This window comes from Neobacillus sp. SAB-20_R2A (genome assembly GCF_049568635.1).
GTDB classification, from domain to species: Bacteria; Bacillota; Bacilli; order Bacillales; family Cytobacillaceae; genus Neobacillus; species Neobacillus citreus.
Genome location: NZ_CP145895.1, coordinates 3,971,523 through 3,994,227, shown reverse-complemented (window position 1 = coordinate 3,994,227; position 22,705 = coordinate 3,971,523). Strand labels below are relative to the sequence as shown.

The following is a 22,705-nucleotide window of genomic DNA, read 5'->3' as shown; positions in this document are numbered from 1 at the left end:
GAAGACCAACCGAGTGGTTGGTCTTCTCATTTTGTCTGGATCTAAAGTTCTTCTAATTCTTCCTCGAAATAAAATAAACTCGGCTGTTCTTTGACGATATAGGAATATCGCTTCATATTTTTTATATATTGCCACTTTAAAATAGTAACTGTCTCTCCGGTTGTTTTAATGCTCACCATTTGTCCATTTTGGTATCGATTATTGGTGTTTTTCAAATTAAACACTCCTTCTGTTATCTAATTGAGTATACCACATATTAACAAAACTGTTTGGTTGTTCATGAGATGTTTTTTATTGCTTTGAATCTAACGTATTTTTTTAATGTTAGTTTTAACAAATTTAATTTTTTAAATAAATTAAATTAAAAATATTAATTTATACTTTAAATTTTTATGAAAGTAATGTATGATATGGGTAATAAAGGAAAGGGGAATAAAATGGCTTACCCGTTAATTACCAATTGTCCTGTTTGCAGCAAACAATTAAACATTACCAAACTACAGTGTAAACATTGCCACACGACGGTGGAAAATGAATTCGAATTATCAAAGCTTGCCTCACTTGGACAGGAACAGCTTCATTTTATTGAAATTTTCCTGAAGTGTCGCGGAAGTATTAAAGAAGTCGAAAAAGAACTTGGGATTTCTTATCCAACAGTAAGAGGAAAATTAGACGACATCATTTCGGCTATGGGCTACTCAGCAAACCGAAAGGCGGAGGTTGATAAGAAGAAGGTCGTATCCATGCTGGAAAAAGGGGAAATCACTGCCGAAGAGGCTATTGCCTTATTAAAAGAGGGGGATATGTAAATGAAAGATGAAATCTCTAGAGTGTTAACGTTGGTTGAGGAAGGCAAGCTTGATAAAGAAAAAGCGACTGAACTAATTAACGTCCTTCAAGGGAAGGAACCAACTGTTGAATTAAAGAAAGAAGCCTCATCATATGGCAGCAAAATGCTAAAAATTCGTGTTAATTCCCATGAAGGTGATAATGTTAATGTCAATCTTCCCATTAATCTTGTGAAAGCAGTGTTGAAGGTGGGCACCAGCATTGCCGAAAGAATTCCGCAAGCGGAAAAGTATGTGAAAGATATCAATGTAGATTTGTTAATAGAAGCGATTGAAAACGAACTAGACGGCCAAATTGTGGATGTTACTTCAGCAAATGGCGATAAAGTGTTTGTGGTGATTGAATAAGAATGTTAAAAGTGGGCTTAAAGATAAAACAAAGAAACTTCAATGTACCCGTTCCTTATGTTGTCTTAAATCTTCTAAGTTCGGTAATAACCTCAAGACGATTTATTGGCTTTATCAATAAATCGATTGAAAAAGGCGGGGAAAAGTTCGTCCTTCCACAAATAGAAAAAAGCGATTTAAAGCCTTTATTGGATGGTCTGACCAAGCATAAAGGCCTGTTGTTAGTGGAAACGAAATTAAAAGATGGGACAGAAGTTACCATTAAATTATAGAAAAATGGCTCCCAGGGAGCCATTTTTATTTTTAATTATTTAAATCACACTTCTCCAAAGGAATTACCTTTGTTTTCTTTGTGAATTTATAGCCTAACCAAAGGATAAGGAATAATGGCAGACCGATATAGGATACTAATACACCGTTCCAATCAATATGGTCGCCCATAAATGCTGAATAGTTTTGCCCGATTACGACAATGGCGCAAACAACAAAAGCAAAGATTGGGCCAAATGGGAACAACTTTGATTTATATGGCAATAAGTTTAGATCTTTGCCTTGTGCCACATAAGCTCTGCGGAAGCGATAATGACAAATCGCAATTCCTAACCACGCGATAAAGCCGGACATACCTGAAGCATTTAAAAGCCATACATAAACTGTACCATCGCCAAAAAGGGATGCCAGAAAAGCAAGTGTTCCGACTAATGCTGTTACAATTAAAGCATTAACTGGCACACCATTTTTGTTCAATTTACCAAGGAATTTTGGTGCTTTTCCTTGACGTGCCAAATCCCAAAGCATCCGAGTCGATGCATACATTCCTGAATTACCTGCTGATAAAACTGCTGTTAAAATGACTGCATTCATGACAGAAGCAGCAAATGCGATTCCGGCTTTTTGAAAAACAAGCGTAAATGGACTTACAGCAACATCTCCATTAGCAAGGTTTTCATTTGTATAAGGAATAATAAGACCGATAACAAGAATAGCTAACACATAGAATAAAAGAATTCGCCAAAAAACTTGTTTTACTGCACGTGGGATTGATTTTTCTGGGTTATCTGTTTCACCCGCTGCAACACCTAAAAGTTCAGTTCCTTGGAAGGAAAATCCAGCTGCCATAAAGATTCCAAGCATGGCCATGAATCCGCCATGGAATGGTGCATCTCCAACTGTAAAGTTTTTTAAGCCAATTGCTTCATTTCCCATAATTCCAAAAATCATTAACGTACCAGCAATGATAAAGATCACAACAGTTATAACTTTAATTAATGAGAACCAATATTCTGCCTCGCCAAATCCCTTAACAGAAAGATAATTTAACAAGAACATGATAACTAAAAAGATGCTGCTCCATAATAGTGAAGGAGAATCTGGAAACCAAAATTTCATAATCATTGTTACTGCAGAAAGTTCTGCTGCAATCGTAATGGCCCAGTTGTACCAATAGTTCCAGCCTAGGGCAAAACCAAGGGATGGATCCACGAATTTCGTAGCATAGGTACTAAAGCTTCCTGCAACCGGCATGTAGGCACCCATTTCAGCTAAACTTTGCATTAAGAAATAAACCATAATGCCGATAACGAGATATGATAGAATCGCTCCGCCAGGTCCCGCACTATGGATAGCTCCGCCGCTGGCAAGAAATAATCCGGTCCCGATGGTTCCGCCAAGAGAAATCATCGTAAGATGGCGGGACTTTAAGCTCCGTCTTAATTCATTTTTATTATTTTTTGGACCCGTGGGCCTAGTGTATATTTCGTCTTTTCTTACCTGCGCTGTTTGCATGTTTATGACTCCTTTAAATTTTTTTTATTGGAAGGAGTTTGGAATAAAAAATGCCCTCGAAGCAGATTCGACGGCATTTGTATATACCCCGCATCATACCTTCCGAAAGATAGCTCAACACGTAAAGCTGGTAAGGCTAAACGTGACAGTTCTGTTCCTGTTCGGAGACAGCCCCAGCATGTTTCTCCAGAGAGAAAAACACACTTCGGCAGCTTTTCCTTTCAAACGGAGTCAAAAACATCTCTGCGTCTCGTCCATTTTACTGATAAAAACCGCGACCTCTACCTCATCGGTTTTGATGAGGATTTAATATTAAAAATGATATATTACTAGAGTATATACGTTTTAATAAATTTGTCAATATTATATATTGGAAACGAGGGATTAGGGCTTTTTGTAAGGTGAATATTAATGTAATATGCCTTTATAATTATTCAACTTATTCTTTGGGTGCTATTTCCAGATAATTAATTGTTTTTTAAATATATTAATTAGTTTACATCCTAGCTATGAATCGTTATCATTTTTTTTAAATAAATAGTGGAAAGACAGGAGAAATATTCATGCAGATGGTTGGAATTATTATCGGCTCTTTTATAATTGTAGCTGCATTCAATCTTTTCCTCATCCCTCACGAGGTGTTAAGTAGCGGGATGAGCGGAATTTCGATGATAATAGGAATGATTACCCCCATAAACACAGGAGTGGCTAATCTTTTGTTGAACCTTCCCCTTTTAATCATTGGCTATAAAATGCTGGGAAAAAGATTTATCTTTAATTCAATCTTTTCAGTGTTCGTTATTTCTTTAGGACTTTATTTAGTACCAGTATTTCCAGTCGCGAAAGATACCATCCTCTCAGCAATATTTGGCGGAGCTTTGACCGGTCTAGGGGTTGGAATCGTATTTCGAAGCTCGGGTTCAACGGGTGGATTTGATATCATCGGAATGATTGTTTCCCGGAAGAAAGACTTCCCAATCGGGGTGCTCCTCTCCGGAATGAATGCGATTGTCATTGTAATTAGCGGATTTTTATTCAATTGGGATGCGGCCCTCAATACGTTGGTTTCGATTTTTGTTACAGGAAAAGTGGTTGACGCTATTTATACGGACCATGTCAAATTAACTTTAATGATAATAACAGAAAAGGGCGAAGAAATGAGAAATCATTTGGTGGCCAACTTATATCGTGGACTCACCATTATGGATGGGGTTGGAGGATATACAAATGGCAGCCGAAAGATTTTAATCTCGGTCATTTCAAGATATGAGTTAAACGAGGTTAAATCTCTTATTTCTGAAGTCGATCCGACAGCTTTTGTGAATATTACAGAAACGATAGAAGTAATGGGGTTGTTTCATCGGCCAAGCCCGCATTAATGTTTAAAAAAAAGAGGCCGTCTCAATACCATGGGAGTTTAGTTCCCTTAAGAGACGGTCACTATTTTGTATTTTAATTGTTTATATATTTTTCAAAAACAAAGCCAAAATCTTTGACACAATATTGTTTTTTACTTTCCTCGAGCCACTGGAATGCTGCCTGATTCAACATTTTAAATTGAACAACCAAATTATTGTCAGGAGTGGAGACACGCCCTAATGTTGTGGAAGCTACATCAAGACTTTGCTTGGCAAACTGAAGGGAAATATCATTTTCATGGGTAATCTCGGAAATTTTTATAAGTGCCTTGTATAAATCTTTAACTTCCTCGATATGCTTTTTATGAATGTCAACGGAGAAAGGCTGAGAGCCGATTTTGAATTTGATTTCCACGTCTAGGTCGACTGTACCGGCCGTTTCCAACATAACATCTGATATTTTATTTGTGGCATAGCTGTACCGATGAAGCATCCGCTTTTTGCTTGTAGCACTAGTACCATCAAGATGGATGAGAGCATTATTTGTAAAGCAATACTCATCAGATTTTGATTTAATTAAGAAATAAATCTTTTCATTATCCTCATGCATCACGTAATCATCGGCATCCACTTTATCATAATCGGAAGGCTTAATCACCGACCCTACATCACTTAATCCCAACAAATCTGCAGCCACTTTTCCAAACATAGTGTCAACCTCTCTCTACTTATAATATTTGCCATTCTTATGTACGAATAGGAGGCACAGAGGTTTCGTTATTTGAATGACAATTTTAAATTTATTTCCAACATTTTTAGAATATGCATTTTATTTTAAGGGAAATTCAGTATTAACAAATTATTCAGACATCTGTTATACTTTAGAGTATTGAACTATTCAAAGCTGACAAGAGTTAAAGGGGAAAACCATGCGTCCTATCATTTTAGGCATCTTTGCCGCTTTCTTTTTTGCATTTACATTTATTTTAAACAGGGCAATGGACCTTGCTGGCGGAAGCTGGGTTTGGAGTGCATCACTAAGATATTTCTTTATGATTCCATTTCTATTGCTTATTGTAATGGGTAGGAAAAATTTTAAGCCGCTCTTGAAAGAGCTGAAAACGGCACCAGCAAAATGGATTTTGTGGAGTAGTATTGGCTTCGGTTTGTTTTATGCACCGCTTTGTTTTTCTGCTTCCTATGCCCCCGGTTGGCTAATTGCTGCAACCTGGCAAATAACCATTATTTCAGGTTCTCTTTTAGCTCCGCTTTTTTATGAAAAGGTTATGACCATTGACGGTCCGATTATAGTGAAAGGGAAGATTCCCTTTAAAGGGCTGGCAATGTCATTAATCATTCTGCTGGGCATCGTTTTAATGCAGCTTGAGCAGGCCGATACCCTTTCAGTGACGGCAATCATATTAGGAGTAATGCCTGTTGTAATTGCTTCGTTTGCTTACCCGCTTGGAAATCGTAAAATGATGGATATTTGCGGTGGAAGACTTGATGTTTTCCAGCGTGTTCTTGGAATGACTTTGGCAAGCATGCCTTTTTGGCTGATTTTGTCCATATATGGCCTAGTTACTGTGGGACCACCAAGTATAGAGCAAACATTTCAAGCCGGGTTAGTGGCTATTTCCTCCGGGGTAATAGCTACCATCCTGTTTTTTCAGGCGACTGATTTGGTAAGAGGAAATATGCAAAAGCTAGCCGCTGTAGAAGCAACACAGGCAGTGGAGGTTTTATTTGCTCTAATTGGGGAAGTATGGCTCCTAAATACCCCTTTGCCAAATGCTGTTTCTTGGCTGGGAATGCTGCTTGTAATGGGTGGTATGGTTCTCCACAGCTATGCAACTCATAAAAAGGCACCGCTAAGTGCCAGCAAGGAAAGTGCTTAGCATTTAAAAAAGAGGCTATAGAGACAGCCTCTTTTTCGTTATCCATTTAAGTATGGCTCGAGTTTGTCTATTAATCCTTGCATTAAAGCTGCATTTTCCTTATACATGTCTTTAGATTTTTCGCAATCCGTTGATAATGAGAAAATTTCCAAATCCGCCTGAGCCTTTTTTAGACTGGCCATTAAAAGAGGCCTCTGTGTTGGGGCTGGTACTTTAAGTTTATCATCATAAAGATCAACTGTTATCTCTCCAAAGGAATCGATTTGCCCGAGAAAAACATTGTCAAGGGTAACTTCAAGCTTTTCTAATTCTGTGTACAACCAGGCTCTGTTTTTACCCGAGGCACGCAAACCTTCTTCGATGATATTGCCATCCATAATAATCGTATTTGGTTCCTTCTCATTTGCCATTTTCATTTGTAAATCTTTAGGGGTTAATGGCCGATTTTCCCTTTTTAATAGAGCTGTTAGTTTTCCACGCGGCTCTAGGATTGCAAACTCCACATCTGCCACTTTAAAAATATTTTTTTCTCGTAGAAGAGTGGAAATCTCATCAATGGTAAATCTTTCCTTTTTCAAATTATCCTCAAGTATTTTTCCATCTTTAATAATTACTGTTCCTTTGCCTTCTGCAAAATCACGAAAATATTTACTCTTTAAGGATAGGTAGTCCACTAAAATTGCCACAATTCCAAATAAAATAATGGCCGCGGCCCCGTGCAAATAATTCTTTTCCAGCCCCGTAATGGCTTCGCCCGCGATACTTCCAATGGTGATTCCAGAAACATATTCAAAAAAGGTAAGTTGGGATATTTGCTTCTTTCCAACCAATTTTGTGGTTAGGAATAAGAGTCCAATAAAAAGAAAAGAGCGGAGGATAATTTCAACAAATCCGTTCACTTCAGTTCACCCCAAATCAGGAGCCCCTATATTGCGGCTCTAGTCTTTCAAGTTCTAAAACACGATATTGAAGATCTTTTTTTATTTTTCCTATCGTAAACATTGATTCATGAAATGCTTCTTTCGCGCTTTGATCCAAAGAATTTAAAGCCAAGGATGATAGCTGCGATTCAATCCCTTTTAGTGAGGCAAGACATTGTTTAACATTAGATGCAACTGTCATATTTTGCTCCTCCTTATTAAAACAGAAAATGGGTTGGCGAAATCGCCAACCTATTTTTTACTGATTGTATTGCGGTTCTTCGTTTATAATTTCCTGGATGCGCGGTTCAACACTGTCAATGATCGTCTGAGTTTGCTGGGCTGCCTGCTGATAAATTTGCTTGGCGCTTTGGTTTTCAGTCTGCAAAGCAAACGATTCAAAACTAGCCTGAGCCGATTTTAAACCTGCCAAAGTCTGTTTAACTTGTGTACCTACAGTCATTCCATTTCCCTTCCTTCTTTAAAAAATATCGCTTACTTTGATAGTGTGCGTACGATAATTTGACTTATGTATTACCAATTTAGTGAAAATTTTGGAAGTGTAATTTATAAATTCCCATTTCCATGCATATAGATGGAATGAAAAAAGGACTATTTTTGGGGGTGGAGGGATTGTCGAAAATAGGAAAGGATGATTTTGCAGCAGGGTTTGTCCCGCATCATAACCACGGGTCTGTTGACTATACCGGGATGAGTGTGGGGCATGTACACCAGTGCCTAGATGTAACCTCACCGCCGATTCCAACTCAGGACGGAGGGCATATTCATTATACGGAGGGATATGTGTTATTTGAAGATGGGCATACCCATCATTACCGTGCCTACTCAGGTCCAGCGATACCGGTTGGAAACGGAATGCATGTTCATTATTACGATTTCCATACGAGTGAAGATGACGGCCATAGCCATCATGTCAAAGGTGTCGACCACCCAGCACCGGGAACAAAATAAATCTTAAAAGGGCTGTCCTTCATAAAAAGGGGGCTCTTTTTTTGGGTTTTGCTAATTCAAAGGTTGTTAATTTTTGTAAAAATAAGGTAAAATTGGTTAGAGGGGGGTTAAATGTGTTATTGAAAAGAAATAGTTCGACAGATGAAAACTCAGTTAAATTAGCAGCTTATACAATTATTTTGTACATAAGCAGTTTGTTTGTACCATTTGTTGTTGTGGCGTCCTATCAGAGCCTTATATATTATTCCCGTTCCCAATGGCTTTTTGCAACACCTTTTTCTGCTTATATCACCTTTATGGCAGGAATGCTTTACGCAGCATTGGTATTAACCGTTTACCTCATTTTTAGACAACGGTGGGAAGGACCGAAATTTAAATGGACGACAGTTTTCCTTCTTATAATTTCCATTCCTGCATTTATTTTAAGTTTAACTACGTATTACTACATAGATGAAAAAGGAATCCATAATAATTCTTTAACAAGTTTAACGGAAAAAGAGTATGAGTGGGAGGATATTGCAAAAGTAAAGATTGTCTATAGAAACCACCAAGGGACCACTCAATATTACCAATATCAATTCGAAAAAAAAGATGGCAGCGTGATTACAATTCCTTATGATGTTAAATTTAGGGAAAACATAAGAAGAATAGAAGATAAAATTAATAAATACAACATCCTCGTTACGGATAATTTTAAGAATCCGATTGTCGATTAGAAAAATTAAGGGTCTGACTCACTTCGTTAGGGGCAGACCTTTTTTAATAATTTTTTCCAAATGTTCACAGAACTGCCACAAGTAATGCGGTTATGATCATTTTTGGGTGCTATAATAAAAGTGTAAAGAAAATACACAAACCTAACAACTTAGGAGGCTCAACCATACGTGTTCGTTCCGTTTGTGAACGAAGTAGTAAGGTGAAACTATTCCAGCAAAAACGGAATAAAGAGTCATCGGTTCCAATACCGAAAATGATGTTTGTTTTAAAAGGGATTTGAATTCCATTTAACATGTGAATTAATTCCTTCAACGGAACAAACACAAAATCGGCTGATTTTTCAAAGTTTCCAATTAGATTTACATAAGCTAATTGGGAATGAAATTGAAAAAGTAATTGGCTGATTTCATGGTTGGGTCTCCTAAGTTGTTAATAAAAAAGGAGCTGCTTTAAAAATAAAGCAGTTTCTTTTTTATTTGTGAATAAAGATGCAAAGTATTATACATAGGTGCCATTATTCGGTATTCTATTTATAGGAATTAAAATGAAAGGGGCAGGATAATGACAGGAATTCAAGATCTTAACCTAAAGGAGCAGCAGGAAACACTTGCAGCAGAACTAGAAAAAATCCACCATCGAAAATTGACAAAAAAGAAAATTCTCCAACGCATTTTATTAATCACCCTTGGTGCCACCCTAATGGGGGTCGGATTAGAAATCTTTCTCGTTCCCAATAATGTTATTGATGGCGGAATTACCGGAATTTCCATTATGCTATCATATCTAACAGGATGGAATTTGGGAATATTCCTTTTTATTCTAAATATCCCTTTTTTCTTTATCGGCTATAAACAAATCGGAAAAACGTTTGCTCTCTCTACACTATATGGTATTATCATTCTTTCCATCGCTACTACATTACTCCATCCAGTTCCAGCCTTTACACAAGATATTCTCCTTGCGACCATATTTGGGGGAGTTGTCCTCGGAATAGGGGTTGGTATAGTTATTCGGTATGGAGGATCTTTAGATGGTACAGAAATATTAGCCATTCTTTTTAATAATAAACTCCCGTTTTCGGTCGGGGAGATTATTATGTTCTTTAACCTCTTTATTCTTGGAAGTGCAGGCTTTGTTTTTACATGGGATCGCGCTATGTATTCTTTAATAGCCTATTTTGTTGCCTACAAAACGATTGATATTACGATTACCGGCCTTGATGAATCCAAGTCAGTTTGGATTATCAGTGACAATGCCAGACAAATAGGCGATGCCATTCTGCATCGACTTGGACGTGGTGTCACATATCTAAATGGAGAAGGGGCTTTTTCCGGAGATGACAAAAAAGTGATTTTTTGCGTCATCAATCGTCTTGAGGAAGCGAAATTGAAGGAAATTGTCACCGATTATGATGATCATGCCTTTTTAGCTGTTGCAGATATTGCCGAAGTAAGGGGCGGAAGATTCAAAAAAAGAGATATCCATTAATAAGAAAAATGATGGAAATTCTAGTTTATTGCCGAAAAAGGTAATTTGTCGTTTCTGGTCTTAATATCAAGAAAGAGACACGGATAAATTGTAAATTCTGAAAATTAAATGTCGATTTATGATGAAAATGAATCTAAAGTAACTGCATGTTTTGTCGCACTATGCGCTTACCTAGGAAATAAAGAATGCAAAAAAAGCAATATTTTCAAAAAAGATGGCAGATAACTCTGCCATCTTTACTTGGTTATAGTAATAGTTCATAAACCTCATTCAGTTGGTAAGCTCTCTTCTCGTCTTGTTCCTCACGCGCATATTTAATTTCATCAGGCAGGATTTTATTTAAAAAGTCCATTTCTTTACTGCTCAAATCCCGGACAAAATCCCCTTCAGAATGATAATGCCCTTTTACGAGTTTTTGATATACTTGTTTGCCATCTGTATGGTTATCAGTATAATTAGATAAAATTTCGCGAAGATATCCCAAGGTTTTATCCATGATTTCACCCATCCTTTCACGTCCTTATTTTTCATCGAAAGGCTAATAATATTCACTGGAACTGGTCAGGAAATTATTTTTGGTGAAATCAAGAAAAAAAGCAAGTACATATCGTACTTGCATTAAAAGAATAATGGAAAACCGATGCCGAACCCAACAAATGGGAAAAAGATAGGCGGTCCAAAAAACGGAGGTCCAAAGAAAGGGAAGCCATAGCCTTCACCTGAGCCTGAAGAGTTAGATAATTCCTCAATCTCCAGTCCATCTTTTCTTACCTTTTTCACTTTTCCAATTGACCATTCGCCCTCTTTATTTTTAAAGCGAATCATTTGACCCTCCAACCGACGCGCTTGTTCATAATTCAATTCCACTCGATAGTTCCTCCAATCAACTGTACTTGCTATAAAATATGAGGGAAGTCCTATTTCTGTAAGGGCAAACAACTAAACCTTGTCCCATTTTTAATAAAAGGAAAACAGCCCTTCTTTCAATTTTGAACTTAAGGGCTGTTTTCTTTATTACTACTTCGTACAAGTAATAATTCGGTGGCTCAAGATATCATGGTACTTAACAAGAATGTTTCCATGCTGATTTAGAATACCAAAAAGCTCGGGCTCAAAATTTGCGGAGAAATTAAATTCCTGACCTGTATTGCCATTAACGAAATCAAGGGGATGCACACTTAGCTTGGTATCGTGAAAGCCGGTTTCTTTTAAAAGCTTTCTCCAATCCTCCTCTAGGAGCAGGGAATCGACTGCGTAAAACTCTTTAATTTCTATTTCTTCCTGGGCAGTAAGCTTTTTGTTTATGGTCATCTCATTGGCTAGAAAACGACCGCCTTTTTTTAATACCCTAAACAGCTCCTTTAAGGCCTTTGGTTTATTAACAAAGGCTAAAACAGACTCTGAAAGGACAAAATCAAAGGTTTCATCTTTAAATGGAATTTGTTCTATAGAACCTTGAACTAATTGAATGGGAAGCTGTCTGTTTTGGAAACGGTTCTGAGCTTTTTCAATCATTATAGGGTTAAGTTCCAATCCAAACACGTTTGCCTTGTATTGCTCATACAAATAGGCAGATGTCTGTCCAGTTCCGCATCCAGCATCCAATATATAAGAATTCTGTGTAATTTTTTCTTGCAAAAGCATATTTTTTGTTAATCCAAATCCTCCGGGATGGGCACCACCAATGCCAAACTTGGCAAGGAAATCAATGTACGTCAGGCCTCCCATAGACACACCACCCTATTTCTTTTTTGCATCTTATGAAAAAGGGCTATAATAGGTTCTCTTTTCACAGGTTATTTATAAAATATAAACATGAGCCAGGGTAAGAAATGGAGTGAAGGATATGGGGATACGAAGCACATTATTATGGATTTGGAAATTATTTGATCCACTTTTTTATCTTTTCTCCCGATTACAGTATATAGGGGATGTGAATAATAAACCTTCTGTATTCAGGGTTCGGCTAACTAAATTTAAGGGAAAAAAATATATTCTCTCTGACGGGACAAAAATTGATAAAAATGATCTGCTGTTAAAAATTCATTTACATAATGTCCGTATAATTACGGAAATAGGCAAGATTAAAAACGATTTAAAAAGAGCAAAACTTACGTATAGGCTCGTTTTACATTCCATGCCGGCACTAGCGAGTTATCTCAAGGAACATCCCGATGAGAAAAAAATAATAGGAATAATTGGCATTACATCTCTCGACCGCGGTGTTAAAGCTCTAGGATTTGAATGTTTTAGACCGAAAAGCCGCATTTACCGCTTTTTTAAGAAGCTTGGACAGTTGCCCATTTATTTTCTCTCCAATTCCTCTTTAAGAAATTTTCAAAAGTATCATCTAACGTATTTATTTTTGTCCAAGGAAACGCTTTATTCGAGATATGGGCAGGATTCTTCCGAGAAATAACAAATTATCTATGGATTCCTTCTCATACTCCTATAAAAACTGTACAAATTAAGCAAATGGAAGGGTGTAAGACATTCTTCACATTTAGTGTTAAGGGGTGCAAAGCATGAAAAATCTAAGCAGAATGCCGTTTTTAAAAATGTTCAGGCCTAAAAGAAGGAATAATGGAGCCATGTGGGCATCTCTTATAGGAATCGGTGCAGTCGTTTATGGGATAACGAGAGGAAAACGAAACGATTTCGGCCTTCCTCTTAAAGATGCTGTTAAAAGCATGGCTCCCAATATGAATTTCGCAGGAATGAATAATGCAGTAAAAAACATTGCGCCAAACATGAACCTCGAAGGTATGAATAATGCCTTGAAAAATTTGACGCCAAATATGAACCTCGATAGGATGGATAATGCAGCTTTAACTGAGTTCTCTGAAGAATTATTAAAGAGTGCCTTAAATAATGATCGTCACTAATATATAAACGAAGAGGCTGTCTTAAATGTCAGCCTCTTTTTAATAGCGGGGATTTGGAATTTTTCTTGGTATGTAATTGCTTGTTTCGGAAGTGAAAACCTTTATAATCAGCAAACCACCGAGTGTTCTTGCTCGGATTAAAACAGGCTGACTGTATTTATTTTTAAAAACAAAATCAGGTCCATACCAACTAACCGTAGCATCTCTGCCTGGTGGAATATATGGAACTTTACGGCTGTGGGAAAAACGCTCCACAATTTCAAGTCCAGCGTTATCGACAGCATTAAAAAGCGTCGAAGAAACCTGGCAAATTCCGCCTCCGATATCTTCTGTATATTCTCCTCTGACAATTACCTTTGCTGTTAAGTAGCCCTTGGCTTTTGTCCGTTTTCCGACCACCTTGTTAAATGAAAAGGTCTCACCTGGAAAGACAACATAATTATTAATAGCTTGGGCAGCTAATTTAATATTTGTGGTTCGGTTTTTATTAGACGAATTAAATGAAGTTACATAACGGCCAATTCTTACTGTACTGATCTCATTTAGAAGTTCACTGTCTACCTTTGGGTAAACGGTGACCATCGGAATTTCCAATCTGTTCGGGGTATTGTTATAAAAATAAGTATAAAACCTCTCCGTAAAGGCTTGGCGATGGATTTGAAAGCCCACCTTTTCGGGTATGATATTTCCATTATGGTCAAGACTTGCATTTTCAGGCTGATCGGAAACCTTTTTATCCAGTTGGTCTAAAAATTGGTCATATTTTTTAGTATTAATGATTGGTAAATCTGTATAGGGGGAGAAAAAGTCCACTCGGCTAATCTTTGCTATGGTGCTGTCGTCCTTTGTAATTGTCAAATAATCAAGCTGAGAGACAGATTGAACAGCTAGCCAAAAGCCAAGAACCCACGATAATCCCATATTACAAAACCTCCTCATTATAATATGAGTTGAAATTTTATCTTTCATGTAGCTAAAAAAGGAATTCTTTACAGGCATTTTAAAAAAATGGGGAATAAGGGTTTACAAAATTAATAAAATATAATATTATCATTATTGATAATGATAATAAGGTTTAGGAGTAATTATTTATGAAGGATTCCAAAGTTGATGTTATATTACACCCGGTCAGAATGAGAATCATTCAACAATTAATTAACCAAGAGCTGACGGCGCAGCAATTAAAAGAATTGCTTCCTGACATTCCGCAAGCATCTCTTTATCGAAATATCAAAAAATTGGCGGATGCAGAAGTGATTCAAGTTGTTGCAGAAGTGCCGATCCGCGGGACGGTTGAGAAGGTTTATTCCATTCATCAAACAGGAATGGCAGTTAGCCCAGAAGAAATGAATAACATGTCTAAGGACGAACATATGGGCTTCTTTATCAAATTTTTGGCTAATTTGATGGGGGAATATGAGCGCTATTTAAACCAGGAAAACATTGATTTAATTGCTGATGGAGTAAGCTTTCGGCAGGGGACTTTTTATTTAAATGATGAAGAATTTAGGGAATTTATCAAGCAACTTACAGCTGTATATGCGAACATATCACAAAATAAGCCTGAGAAAGGAAGAAGAAGTAGGAATATAGCGAATATTTTCATACCTGGAGAGAAAATGGAGTAATGGGGACTAGGTCACTAGTCTCTTTTTTATAGAAAAAATGAAAAAATTGTAGAAATATGCTATATTAGCATTAGATAACAAAAGAATAGGAGAATGCTAGCAAACTGCTAACATAAGAAACGGGAGTGTCTGTTTTGGAGCAAAATGACAGAATTCAATTGAATGTAAGAATTTCGAAGGACACCGCGGCGAAACTTGATGAGATTGTCGAGTATTACCAGCAAGGATTAAAGCTTGGTAGAATCTATAAGGGTGATGTTCTGACAGATATTATTGAAAAATCGTATGAAGTGATGAACAAACAGAAAAAAATGCAAAAAAGATTTTAATATGGAGGGGCTGTCAGATGGGACAGCCTCTTTCCTTTTCGACGCGAAAATTGTAAAAATTTATTAGAATATTTAGAAAAGAATTTGAATTATTACTTTGCGAATAGTATAATTATAGTTATTACATACCAACCGGTTAGTATAAGAATCGCGAACAATTTTTATGCGGGCATCTAAGATGATAATGTAAGCGTGTTCAAACTAACTAAATCTAAATTTGAGAAAAGTGAGGTTTGATAGTTTATGAGATTTTTAGGTAAAACAGCCATTGTAACCGGCGGAGGAAGCGGGATTGGGCGCGCAGCGGCCATCCGATTTGCACAGGAAGGGGCAGCGGTAGCAGTAGCGGACGTTGATTCCCTTGGTGGTGAGGAAACGGTCAGCATCATAGAAAACGCAGGAGGTAAAGCAATCTTTGTAAAAACAGACGTTGCCGACTCCCAGCAAATTAAAGAGTTGATTAGCACAACAACGAATACCTTTGGTTCTTTAAATATCATGTTCAACAACGCCGGAATTGGCAATTCAGAGGTGAAAAGCACGGATTTATTAGAAGATGAATGGGACAAAGTCGTTGATATTAATTTAAAAGGAGTTTTCCTTGGCATTAAGTACGCGGTTCCTGAACTAATAAAAGCAGGCGGCGGGGCAATTGTTAACACGGCAAGCCTCTTGGGTCTAAAAGGGCAAAAGTACATGTCAGCCTATAATGCATCCAAAGGCGGAGTGGTGATTTTGACGAAAAACGCCGCACTTGAATATGGAAAAAAGAATATCCGTGTAAATGCGATTGCACCTGGTGTCATTGATACGAAAATCATTGAAAATTGGAGACAAAACGAGTGGAAATGGCCGATCATCCAAAAGGCAAATGCCCTTGGCCGAATTGGCAGTCCTGAAGAGGTAGCTAATGCCGTATTATTTTTGGCATCAGATGAAGCTTCTTTCATAACAGGCGCCACACTTTCAGTTGATGGCGGCGGTCTGACGTTCTAATCGGAAACGAGGAATTGCTGAAGCGAGATAAGAATGAAAGAGAACCGTTGTTTATAAATATCATTCGGAGGTATATAGATGAGTTATCAAAAAGCATGGCTAGCAAACTATCCTGAATCTATTGCAAAGACGATTGAAATTCCTAATATACCGTTAGGTCAGATTTTAAAAGAAACTACGGAAAAGTACCCGGAAAATAATGCCCTATCATTCTATGGCAGAAAAATAAGTTATAAAGAGCTATCTTCCCTAGCGTTTGCGTTTACGTCTGCCATTCAGCAAAACCAAGTCCAAAAAGGCGACCGGGTTGCCATCATGCTGCCAAACTGTCCGCAATATGTGATTTCCTATTATGGCATCCTAAACGCCGGCGGAATTGTCACACAGGTCAACCCGATGTCTGTTGAAAGGGAACTCATTCATATTCTAAACGATGCCGGCGTGGAAACGATGGTCGTTCTGGATGCCCTCTACCCAAGGGTGAAAAGCGTGCAGGCACAAACTCCATTAAAAAATATTATTGTTGTCAGCCTCCAGCCTTCAGGACAGGATTTTGCTCCGGACCGCGGCTTTGAAAGCTTCCTTAAGGAGGGCAATGGAAATGTGGTTCCGGTGGAATTTGAACCTGAACACGATGTTGCTGTTCTTCAATATACGGGCGGAACAACTGGCCGATCCAAAGGTGCCATGCTGACACACCGCAATATTTTGGCTAACGTCCTTCAATGTCAGGAATTTTTCAAACATGAAATGGAATTTGGCAAAGAGAAGTGCTTAACGGTAATCCCTCTATTTCATGTATATGGGATGACTTCATGTATGAATCTTTCTATCTATACAGGTGCAGAGTCCATTATGCTTCCGCGTTTTGACATTGAAGAGACGTTGAATACAATCAAAACAGAACAGCCAACGACCTTCCCTGGTGTTCCAACCATGTACGTTGCTCTGATTAACCATCCGAAGGCAGAAGAGTACGGTATAAATTCTATTCGGACATGTAATAGCGGCAGCGCGCCAATGCCGGTTGAATTGCTTCGTGAGTTTGAAGAGAAAACTGGGGCGCAAATTTTGGAAGGCTACGGATTATCGGAAGCATCGCCGACAACACACTGCAACCCGCCATTTGCGGAGAGAAAAACGGGCAGTGTCGGTATTGGAGTGCCTTCAACAGAATATAAAATTGTCGACTTATCAACAGGAACGGAAGAAGTGCCGACTGGCGAGCTAGGAGAAGTAATTATTAAAGGGCCGCAGGTTATGAAAGGGTACTGGAATATGCCGGAAGAAACAGCTATTACCTTGAAGGATGGGTGGCTGTATACTGGAGATATTGCCAAAGTGGATGAAGACGGCTATTTATATATTGTTGACCGGAAAAAAGACATGATCATCGCAGGTGGATTCAACATTTATCCTCGCGATATCGAAGAGGTTCTGTATGAGCATCCTTCTGTCCAAGAGGCTGTTGTCATCGGGGTGCCAGACCCTTACAGAGGAGAAACAGTAAAAGCGTATGTCGTCTTAAAAGCTGGAAAAACAGCAACAGAGGATGAGATTATTCAATATTGCAGAGAAAATCTTGCAGCCTATAAGGCGCCGCGTAATGTGGAATTCCGTGAACAGCTGCCAAAAACCGGAGTTGGAAAAATCCTTCGCCGCAGCTTGAGAGAAGAAGCTTTAAAACAGTAGGGCACACTTATGAAAATTTTTAAAAAGTTCACGCAATCAATATTATAGAAGAGATAAAGTTTATGGTATAATCTCGAATAGATATTTACATGATTGTGAGGATATTAAGGTGAAGGAAAAAATAACGGAACAAAGCATCCGCTTATTTGAAGAAAAAGGATTTAGTGAAACGTCCATTCAAGACATCGTCGATACACTAGGGGTGACAAAAGGGACCTTTTACTATTATTTTTCAAGTAAAGAAGAACTGCTTATGGATATCCATCTTGGATATATTAGCGAAATATTGAGTCGCCAAGAGCAAATCTTAGGGGATGAGTCAAAAAGCTTTAAGCAAAAATTATTTGACATTATTTTAATGTTAATTTCCGATATTAAGATTCGCGGCCGTGCGGCAAAAATCTTTTTTAGAGAAATGAAAAATTTAAGTCCGGAACATGCTGCATTAATTGTGCCGAAACGGGATCAATTCCGTTTAAATACTGAGGAGCTCATTCAAGCTGGAATGAAAAATGGCGAATTTCGGTCAGATTTAAATGCATCCATTGTATCTTTTGCGATTCTGGGGATCGTCAACTGGAGTTATCAATGGTTTAACCCAAAGGGAGCTTATACGGACCAAGAGGTCAGCGAGATATTTGTCGATATGATTTTAAAGGGAATTCAATTACGCGGATAGAAATAAAAAGAGGGATATTAATGCCGATTATATCCCTCTTTTTAAGCCAAGAACATACCAACCGGTTAGTATTGGTGAAAAACTCCAGAATTAATAGGTATAAATCAAAAAAATGGTGCATTTCATTTATTTGGAAAGCTTGTTTTTCAAAACGAATGTAGAGACGGAGGTATAAAAGAAGAATATGCACGAAATACAGATAACTGTTCGTTTCGGCGAAACAGACGCATTAGGCCATATCAATAATACAAGTTATTTCATTTACCTTGAAGAAGCAAGGATTCGCTTTTTTGAAGCAATTGGCTACCAAGTTGATGCACGGGATTGGAATTTTATCCTTGCTTCTACGAAATGTGATTTTATAAGCCAAGGGTATTTCAATCAACAATTAATAATTAAAACAAGCGTCTCCAAAATTGGGTCGAAAAGCTTTCACCTAGACCATGAAATCATTTGTTCGCAAACTAGTAAACTGATTGCCCAAGGGAATGCGGTGATGGTCTGCTTTGATTTTGAAAAACAACAAAGTGAGCCGCTGCCTGAAGTTTTATTAGATAAACTGAAAAGTCATCTGGTGTATTCATAGGGTTATCCAAAATAATAAAAATCTGAATTTTTTGAATTGAAGGGAGGATGAAAACATGCCTTATCAAATGAATAAGGATACGATTCCTGTTCGTATAGGAGAGGAGTTAAATCTAGCTATTTTAGAAACGTTTTTGCGTGAGAATATTAATTCATTGCCGAGTGCCCCGCTGGAAATTTTACAGTTTTCTGCAGGTGCCTCGAATTTAACCTATCAAATAAGGATGGGAGATTGGGAGGCAGTGTTAAGACGTCCTCCTCTTGGTCCGGTGGCACCAAAAGCACATGATATGGAACGGGAATTTAAGATTCTGACAGAATTAAATCCCATCTTCCCGGCCGCGCCTAAGCCATTTCTGTTCTCCGATAATCATGAGATTGTAGGCAGCCCATTTTTTATTATGGAGCGAAAGCATGGTATTGTCTTGGACACTTCATTTCCTGCTGCAGTAAATGTGACACCTGAGCTTTGTAAACAGATTTCTGAACTAATGGTTGAAAACCTGGCGAAACTGCATGCTCTTCCCTACAAGGAAACAGGACTAATGCAAATAAGCAAGCCTGATGGCTTTATGGAGCGGCAGGTTCATGGCTGGATTGGCCGTTATGAACGGGCCAAAACGGATGAAGTTGCCGAGGTGGAATCCCTGAAGAAGTGGCTTGAGAGCAATATACCTAAACATTCAGAGGCTGCCGTGATTCATTATGATTACAAGCTGAATAATGCGATGTTAAATAATGATTTTACCGAGATGGTCGGTTTGTTTGATTGGGAAATGACAACCGTAGGTGACCCCCTTGCTGATTTGGGGGCTGCGATGAGTTACTGGAGTCTTCCTGAGGACCCGCAAAACATGAAAAAAGGGATGGGCAGAGATCCGGTTACCGCTGTCCACGAAGGTTTTTTCACAAGGAAGGAATTTATTGAGTGTTATGCCAGAAAAAGCGGCAGGGATGTCTCTAACTTGCATTTCTATTTGACGTTTGCTTATTTCAAACTCGCTGTCATCTGCCAGCAAATCTATTATCGGTATAAGAAAGGTCAAACAAGCGATACAAGATTTGCAACCCTAAACAATTATGTTAAGGGATTAATCCAGCATGCGACATTTACAGCCAATGAAAAGCTTTAGCAGGGGGATGGAATGAAATGGCCAAAATTCACCTTCTTGTGAAGAAGGAAGATATCAGTGAGGAGAAAATTTTAGAAGGAAATAAAGTGGCAGTTGTTTTAGACATTCTTTTAGCCACGACAACCATTGTATCAGCTTTAAAGGACGGAGCAAAGGAAGTTATACCTGTTCTTAACAGTTCCGAAGCTAGTGATTTAGCTGAAAATTTCATGCCAGATACGTGCCTTCTTGCTGGTGAACTGGATGCGAAACCGATTGACGGCTTTTTATATCCCAGTCCAACCTTAATCAGGGAGAACGTCAAAGGTAAGACGCTCATTTTATCTACCACAAATGGAACAGTTGCTTTAAGAAAGGCTGCTTCCGCCAAGAAGGTTTATGTAGCCTCGATTTTAAATAATCCTGCGGTTGCCGAAACGCTGGCGAATGTTGAGGAAGAGCAAACCGTTCTTATCATTTGTTCCGGAAATTCCGGAGAGCTCAGCTTAGAAGACTTTTATGGTTCAGGGCATCTAATTGATTGTTTGGTAAAAGCAGGCCAACACGAACTAACAGACGCAGCAAAGGCTGCCATGTATTTTTACCGCGGTCAGGAACATGCTGGGTATGAAATATTCGTAAACTCCTATGTTGGCAGGCTATTAGAAAAATATGATCAACATCCAGATTTGAAACTCGCGGTTTCTAAAGGGATTACATCTATCGTACCGATTATGAAAAATGGAAAAGTAGTAATCGAGACAGCTTGCACTGTCTAGAAAATTTAAGGAGATCAGGGGGGATAACGGATGAGGTTTTTAGATACCGTTGCGTTAGTTACCGGGGCCGGAAGCGGAATAGGAAAAGCCGCTGCCATTAGGCTTGCAAGTGAAGGGGCAAAGGTCATTTTGGTGGGCAGGACAAAAAGAAAATTGGAAGAAACGGCTGAAGAAATAAATCGCCAAAGTAAAATTCCAAGGGCTGAAATTTTTCCAGCGGATTGTACGGATGCCGAAGATGTCGAGGAGCTGGCAGAATATGTCCAGCAGCATTATGGTGATCTCCACATTCTTGTTAATAATGCAGGAGGGTCACGACACAACAAAATATTAGACATGTCGGAAGCAGATTGGGACTATGTTCAAAATGTGAATTTAAAGAGCGTATTCCTTGTCTCAAAAGCAATGGGGAAAATCATGATTGAGGGCGCACAGCGTTCCGAGCACAATCGTGCGATTGTCAATATTGCCTCATTATCGGGACACCAGGCTGGGGCGGAAATTCCTCACTATAGTGCAGCTAAAGCGGCAGTGATTAATTTTACAAGATCATTGGCATTGGATTTTTCTAAATACGGAATCCGCGTGAACTCCGTTTCGCCAGGGTTTGTCGAGACCCCGCTGACCGAACGAGGCCTGCAAAACGAACGTTTTGTCCGTGCCATTGAAAAAAATACGGCAATGGCGAGAGTGGGAACTCCTGAGGAAATTGCAAGTGTCATAGCGTTTGCAGCATCCAGCGATGCCTCCTATATGACCGGTTCTGATTTACTAGTGGATGGCGGCTGGCTGATTAAATAATGTCAAAATCAAAAATTTTTAAATGGAAAGGGAGATTATGATGGCGCAAGAACATTTATTAGTAGAAAAATTAGGACCTGTTTTATCACTGACCTTGAACCGCCCGGAAAGTCTAAATGCCTTTAGCCCGGAAATGATTTTAGGATTGAAGGATGCTCTCAGAAACGCGCAAAATGATGACGATATCCAAGCAATCGTCTTATCTGGATCCGGCCGTTCCTTCTGTGCAGGCGGTGACGTGAAAGGGATGGGACAGGGAAGATCTGGAGTTCAAGTTTATGAACATATTGGCAAACTGAATGAGCTTATTTTATTAATGAAGGATGTTGAAAAGCCGATAATTGCCGCGGTTCACGGCTTTGCTGCGGGTGCAGGCTTTAATTTGGTTCTAGCCTGTGACCTAATAGTCGCAGCCGAGGACAGTAAATATGCGCTAAGCTTTTCCCAGGTCGGGCTGATTTCTGATGGAGGCGGTTCTTATTTCCTTCCTAGATTGGTTGGTCCGCATTTAGCCAAGCAATTCTTCTTTACAGCAGAGCCTATTCCGGCCGAACGTCTTTATCAACTAGGTGTCATCAATTATCTTGTTCCGGCTGAGAAGCTTCAAGAAGAAACAACTAAATTAGCTTTAAAATTAGCTAATGGTCCAGGATTGTCATATGGAAAACAGAAGAAACTGGTTGAAAAAGCGTTTACTTCATCGCTGGAAGAGATTCTTGAGCTAGAGCGTTTAACCCAAATGATTATGGTTGAATCAGAGGACCATAAAGAAGGAACTACAGCCTTTAAAGAAAAGAGAAAACCGGTATTTAAAGGGAAATAGGAGTTTATGAAGGAGGCCCCCTGAGCCCACTCAAGGCCTCTTTTTCTATGAGAATATTAACA

Annotated in this window: 30 protein-coding genes and 1 riboswitch; of the genes, 20 read left to right on the top strand and 10 right to left on the bottom strand. The window is 38.6% G+C overall.

Annotated features, from left to right (window positions below; genetic code table 11):
* Positions 1–41 precede the first annotated feature (41 nt).
* Positions 42–215, bottom strand: coding sequence for a hypothetical protein (locus tag V5M37_RS19370; protein WP_423798769.1), 174 nt, complete (start codon positions 213–215; stop codon positions 42–44).
* A gap of 222 nt (positions 216–437) precedes the next feature.
* On the opposite strand from V5M37_RS19370, the gene V5M37_RS19365 reads away from it, so the two are divergent.
* From V5M37_RS19365 to V5M37_RS19355, 3 genes are read left to right on the top strand one after another with little or no spacing between them, the layout of a single operon-like run.
* Positions 438–809, top strand: a complete 372-nt coding sequence (locus V5M37_RS19365) for a DUF2089 domain-containing protein (RefSeq protein ID WP_423798768.1) — start codon at positions 438–440, stop codon at positions 807–809.
* Complete coding sequence (locus V5M37_RS19360; RefSeq protein ID WP_213145229.1) at positions 810–1,196, top strand: SHOCT-like domain-containing protein; 387 nt, start codon at positions 810–812, stop codon at positions 1,194–1,196.
* 2 nt (positions 1,197–1,198) lie between these two features.
* Complete coding sequence (locus V5M37_RS19355; RefSeq protein WP_213145230.1) at positions 1,199–1,468, top strand: hypothetical protein; 270 nt, start codon at positions 1,199–1,201, stop codon at positions 1,466–1,468.
* Between the two features lie 31 nt (positions 1,469–1,499).
* Here V5M37_RS19355 and V5M37_RS19350 read toward each other — a convergent pair whose 3' ends face one another.
* The gene (locus tag V5M37_RS19350; RefSeq protein WP_423798767.1) at positions 1,500–2,981 is read right to left on the bottom strand and encodes an amino acid permease; all 1,482 of its coding nucleotides are present in this window, start codon (positions 2,979–2,981) and stop codon (positions 1,500–1,502) included.
* A 102-nt stretch (positions 2,982–3,083) separates the two neighbouring features.
* Positions 3,084–3,273, bottom strand: a riboswitch (Lysine riboswitch).
* Between the two features lie 271 nt (positions 3,274–3,544).
* Here V5M37_RS19350 and V5M37_RS19345 point away from each other — a divergent pair.
* Complete coding sequence (locus tag V5M37_RS19345) at positions 3,545–4,360, top strand: YitT family protein (protein ID WP_423798766.1); 816 nt, start codon at positions 3,545–3,547, stop codon at positions 4,358–4,360.
* A gap of 73 nt (positions 4,361–4,433) precedes the next feature.
* On the opposite strand, the gene V5M37_RS19340 is transcribed toward V5M37_RS19345, so the two are convergent.
* Complete coding sequence (locus V5M37_RS19340; RefSeq protein ID WP_423798765.1) at positions 4,434–5,048, bottom strand: PH domain-containing protein; 615 nt, start codon at positions 5,046–5,048, stop codon at positions 4,434–4,436.
* A 220-nt stretch (positions 5,049–5,268) separates the two neighbouring features.
* Here V5M37_RS19340 and V5M37_RS19335 point away from each other — a divergent pair, with 220 nt between their 5' ends.
* Positions 5,269–6,237, top strand: a complete 969-nt coding sequence (locus V5M37_RS19335; RefSeq protein WP_423798764.1) for a multidrug resistance efflux transporter family protein — start codon at positions 5,269–5,271, stop codon at positions 6,235–6,237.
* A gap of 38 nt (positions 6,238–6,275) precedes the next feature.
* Here the strand turns inward: V5M37_RS19335 and V5M37_RS19330 are convergent, their stop codons facing one another.
* The 3 genes from V5M37_RS19330 to V5M37_RS19320 are packed head-to-tail and all read right to left on the bottom strand — an operon-like array spanning position 6,276 to position 7,620.
* Positions 6,276–7,136, bottom strand: coding sequence for a DUF421 domain-containing protein (locus tag V5M37_RS19330; RefSeq protein ID WP_213145235.1), 861 nt, complete (start codon positions 7,134–7,136; stop codon positions 6,276–6,278).
* Between the two features lie 16 nt (positions 7,137–7,152).
* Complete coding sequence (locus tag V5M37_RS19325; protein ID WP_213145236.1) at positions 7,153–7,359, bottom strand: DUF1657 domain-containing protein; 207 nt, start codon at positions 7,357–7,359, stop codon at positions 7,153–7,155.
* Between the two features lie 57 nt (positions 7,360–7,416).
* A complete protein-coding gene (locus V5M37_RS19320; protein ID WP_213120602.1) occupies positions 7,417–7,620 on the bottom strand; it encodes a DUF1657 domain-containing protein in 204 nt (67 codons plus the stop codon).
* A gap of 170 nt (positions 7,621–7,790) precedes the next feature.
* Here V5M37_RS19320 and V5M37_RS19315 point away from each other — a divergent pair, with 170 nt between their 5' ends.
* The 3 genes from V5M37_RS19315 (at position 7,791) to V5M37_RS19305 (ending at position 10,334) form a co-directional block, all read left to right on the top strand.
* Positions 7,791–8,129, top strand: a complete 339-nt coding sequence (locus V5M37_RS19315) for a YmaF family protein (RefSeq protein WP_423798763.1) — start codon at positions 7,791–7,793, stop codon at positions 8,127–8,129.
* Between the two features lie 41 nt (positions 8,130–8,170).
* A complete protein-coding gene (locus V5M37_RS19310; RefSeq protein ID WP_423798762.1) occupies positions 8,171–8,845 on the top strand; it encodes a hypothetical protein in 675 nt (224 codons plus the stop codon).
* Between the two features lie 562 nt (positions 8,846–9,407).
* Positions 9,408–10,334 carry a YitT family protein gene (locus tag V5M37_RS19305; RefSeq protein WP_423798761.1) on the top strand — a complete coding sequence of 309 codons (927 nt, stop codon included), beginning with the start codon at positions 9,408–9,410 and terminating at the stop codon, positions 10,332–10,334.
* A gap of 244 nt (positions 10,335–10,578) precedes the next feature.
* Here the strand turns inward: V5M37_RS19305 and V5M37_RS19300 are convergent, their stop codons facing one another.
* The 3 genes from V5M37_RS19300 to V5M37_RS19290 all read right to left on the bottom strand — a co-directional run bounded on the left by V5M37_RS19300 (position 10,579) and on the right by V5M37_RS19290 (position 12,062).
* Positions 10,579–10,830: a sigma-G-dependent sporulation-specific acid-soluble spore protein CsgA gene (locus V5M37_RS19300; RefSeq protein ID WP_213120607.1), complete on the bottom strand. Its 252-nt coding sequence runs from the start codon at positions 10,828–10,830 to the stop codon at positions 10,579–10,581.
* Between the two features lie 122 nt (positions 10,831–10,952).
* Positions 10,953–11,159, bottom strand: coding sequence for a hypothetical protein (locus V5M37_RS19295; RefSeq protein ID WP_423798760.1), 207 nt, complete (start codon positions 11,157–11,159; stop codon positions 10,953–10,955).
* A 192-nt stretch (positions 11,160–11,351) separates the two neighbouring features.
* A complete protein-coding gene (locus tag V5M37_RS19290) occupies positions 11,352–12,062 on the bottom strand; it encodes a class I SAM-dependent methyltransferase (protein ID WP_213145242.1) in 711 nt (236 codons plus the stop codon).
* 118 nt (positions 12,063–12,180) lie between these two features.
* Between V5M37_RS19290 and V5M37_RS19285 the strand changes: the two genes are divergently transcribed.
* Both V5M37_RS19285 and V5M37_RS19280 read left to right on the top strand, forming a co-directional pair.
* Complete coding sequence (locus tag V5M37_RS19285; protein WP_423798759.1) at positions 12,181–12,753, top strand: YkoP family protein; 573 nt, start codon at positions 12,181–12,183, stop codon at positions 12,751–12,753.
* A 106-nt stretch (positions 12,754–12,859) separates the two neighbouring features.
* On the top strand, positions 12,860–13,219 hold the full coding sequence (locus V5M37_RS19280) for a hypothetical protein (protein WP_423798758.1): 360 nt from the start codon (positions 12,860–12,862) through the stop codon (positions 13,217–13,219).
* A gap of 39 nt (positions 13,220–13,258) precedes the next feature.
* On the opposite strand, the gene V5M37_RS19275 is transcribed toward V5M37_RS19280, so the two are convergent.
* Positions 13,259–14,140: a VanW family protein gene (locus V5M37_RS19275; protein WP_423798757.1), complete on the bottom strand. Its 882-nt coding sequence runs from the start codon at positions 14,138–14,140 to the stop codon at positions 13,259–13,261.
* A 170-nt stretch (positions 14,141–14,310) separates the two neighbouring features.
* On the opposite strand from V5M37_RS19275, the gene V5M37_RS19270 reads away from it, so the two are divergent.
* From V5M37_RS19270 to V5M37_RS19225, 10 genes are all read left to right on the top strand, one after another.
* Positions 14,311–14,847 carry a helix-turn-helix domain-containing protein gene (locus tag V5M37_RS19270; protein WP_423798756.1) on the top strand — a complete coding sequence of 179 codons (537 nt, stop codon included), beginning with the start codon at positions 14,311–14,313 and terminating at the stop codon, positions 14,845–14,847.
* A 134-nt stretch (positions 14,848–14,981) separates the two neighbouring features.
* Entirely contained in the window at positions 14,982–15,176 is a 195-nt protein-coding gene (locus V5M37_RS19265) for a hypothetical protein (RefSeq protein ID WP_213120614.1), read from the top strand.
* A 243-nt stretch (positions 15,177–15,419) separates the two neighbouring features.
* The gene (locus tag V5M37_RS19260) at positions 15,420–16,172 is read left to right on the top strand and encodes an SDR family NAD(P)-dependent oxidoreductase (protein ID WP_423798755.1); all 753 of its coding nucleotides are present in this window, start codon (positions 15,420–15,422) and stop codon (positions 16,170–16,172) included.
* A 78-nt stretch (positions 16,173–16,250) separates the two neighbouring features.
* A complete protein-coding gene (locus V5M37_RS19255; protein WP_423798754.1) occupies positions 16,251–17,864 on the top strand; it encodes a long-chain-fatty-acid--CoA ligase in 1,614 nt (537 codons plus the stop codon).
* A gap of 109 nt (positions 17,865–17,973) precedes the next feature.
* A complete protein-coding gene (locus V5M37_RS19250; protein ID WP_423798753.1) occupies positions 17,974–18,543 on the top strand; it encodes a TetR/AcrR family transcriptional regulator in 570 nt (189 codons plus the stop codon).
* A gap of 184 nt (positions 18,544–18,727) precedes the next feature.
* Positions 18,728–19,129 (top strand): acyl-CoA thioesterase, encoded by a 402-nt coding sequence (locus V5M37_RS19245; protein ID WP_423798752.1) that lies wholly within the window; start codon positions 18,728–18,730, stop codon positions 19,127–19,129.
* A gap of 55 nt (positions 19,130–19,184) precedes the next feature.
* On the top strand, positions 19,185–20,261 hold the full coding sequence (locus V5M37_RS19240) for a phosphotransferase family protein (RefSeq protein WP_423798751.1): 1,077 nt from the start codon (positions 19,185–19,187) through the stop codon (positions 20,259–20,261).
* Positions 20,262–20,278: 17 nt separating this feature from the next.
* Positions 20,279–21,019, top strand: a complete 741-nt coding sequence (locus V5M37_RS19235; protein WP_423798750.1) for a 2-phosphosulfolactate phosphatase — start codon at positions 20,279–20,281, stop codon at positions 21,017–21,019.
* A gap of 30 nt (positions 21,020–21,049) precedes the next feature.
* Complete coding sequence (locus V5M37_RS19230; protein WP_423798749.1) at positions 21,050–21,820, top strand: SDR family NAD(P)-dependent oxidoreductase; 771 nt, start codon at positions 21,050–21,052, stop codon at positions 21,818–21,820.
* 40 nt (positions 21,821–21,860) lie between these two features.
* On the top strand, positions 21,861–22,643 hold the full coding sequence (locus tag V5M37_RS19225; protein WP_423798748.1) for an enoyl-CoA hydratase/isomerase family protein: 783 nt from the start codon (positions 21,861–21,863) through the stop codon (positions 22,641–22,643).
* The last annotated feature ends 62 nt before the right edge of the window (positions 22,644–22,705 follow it).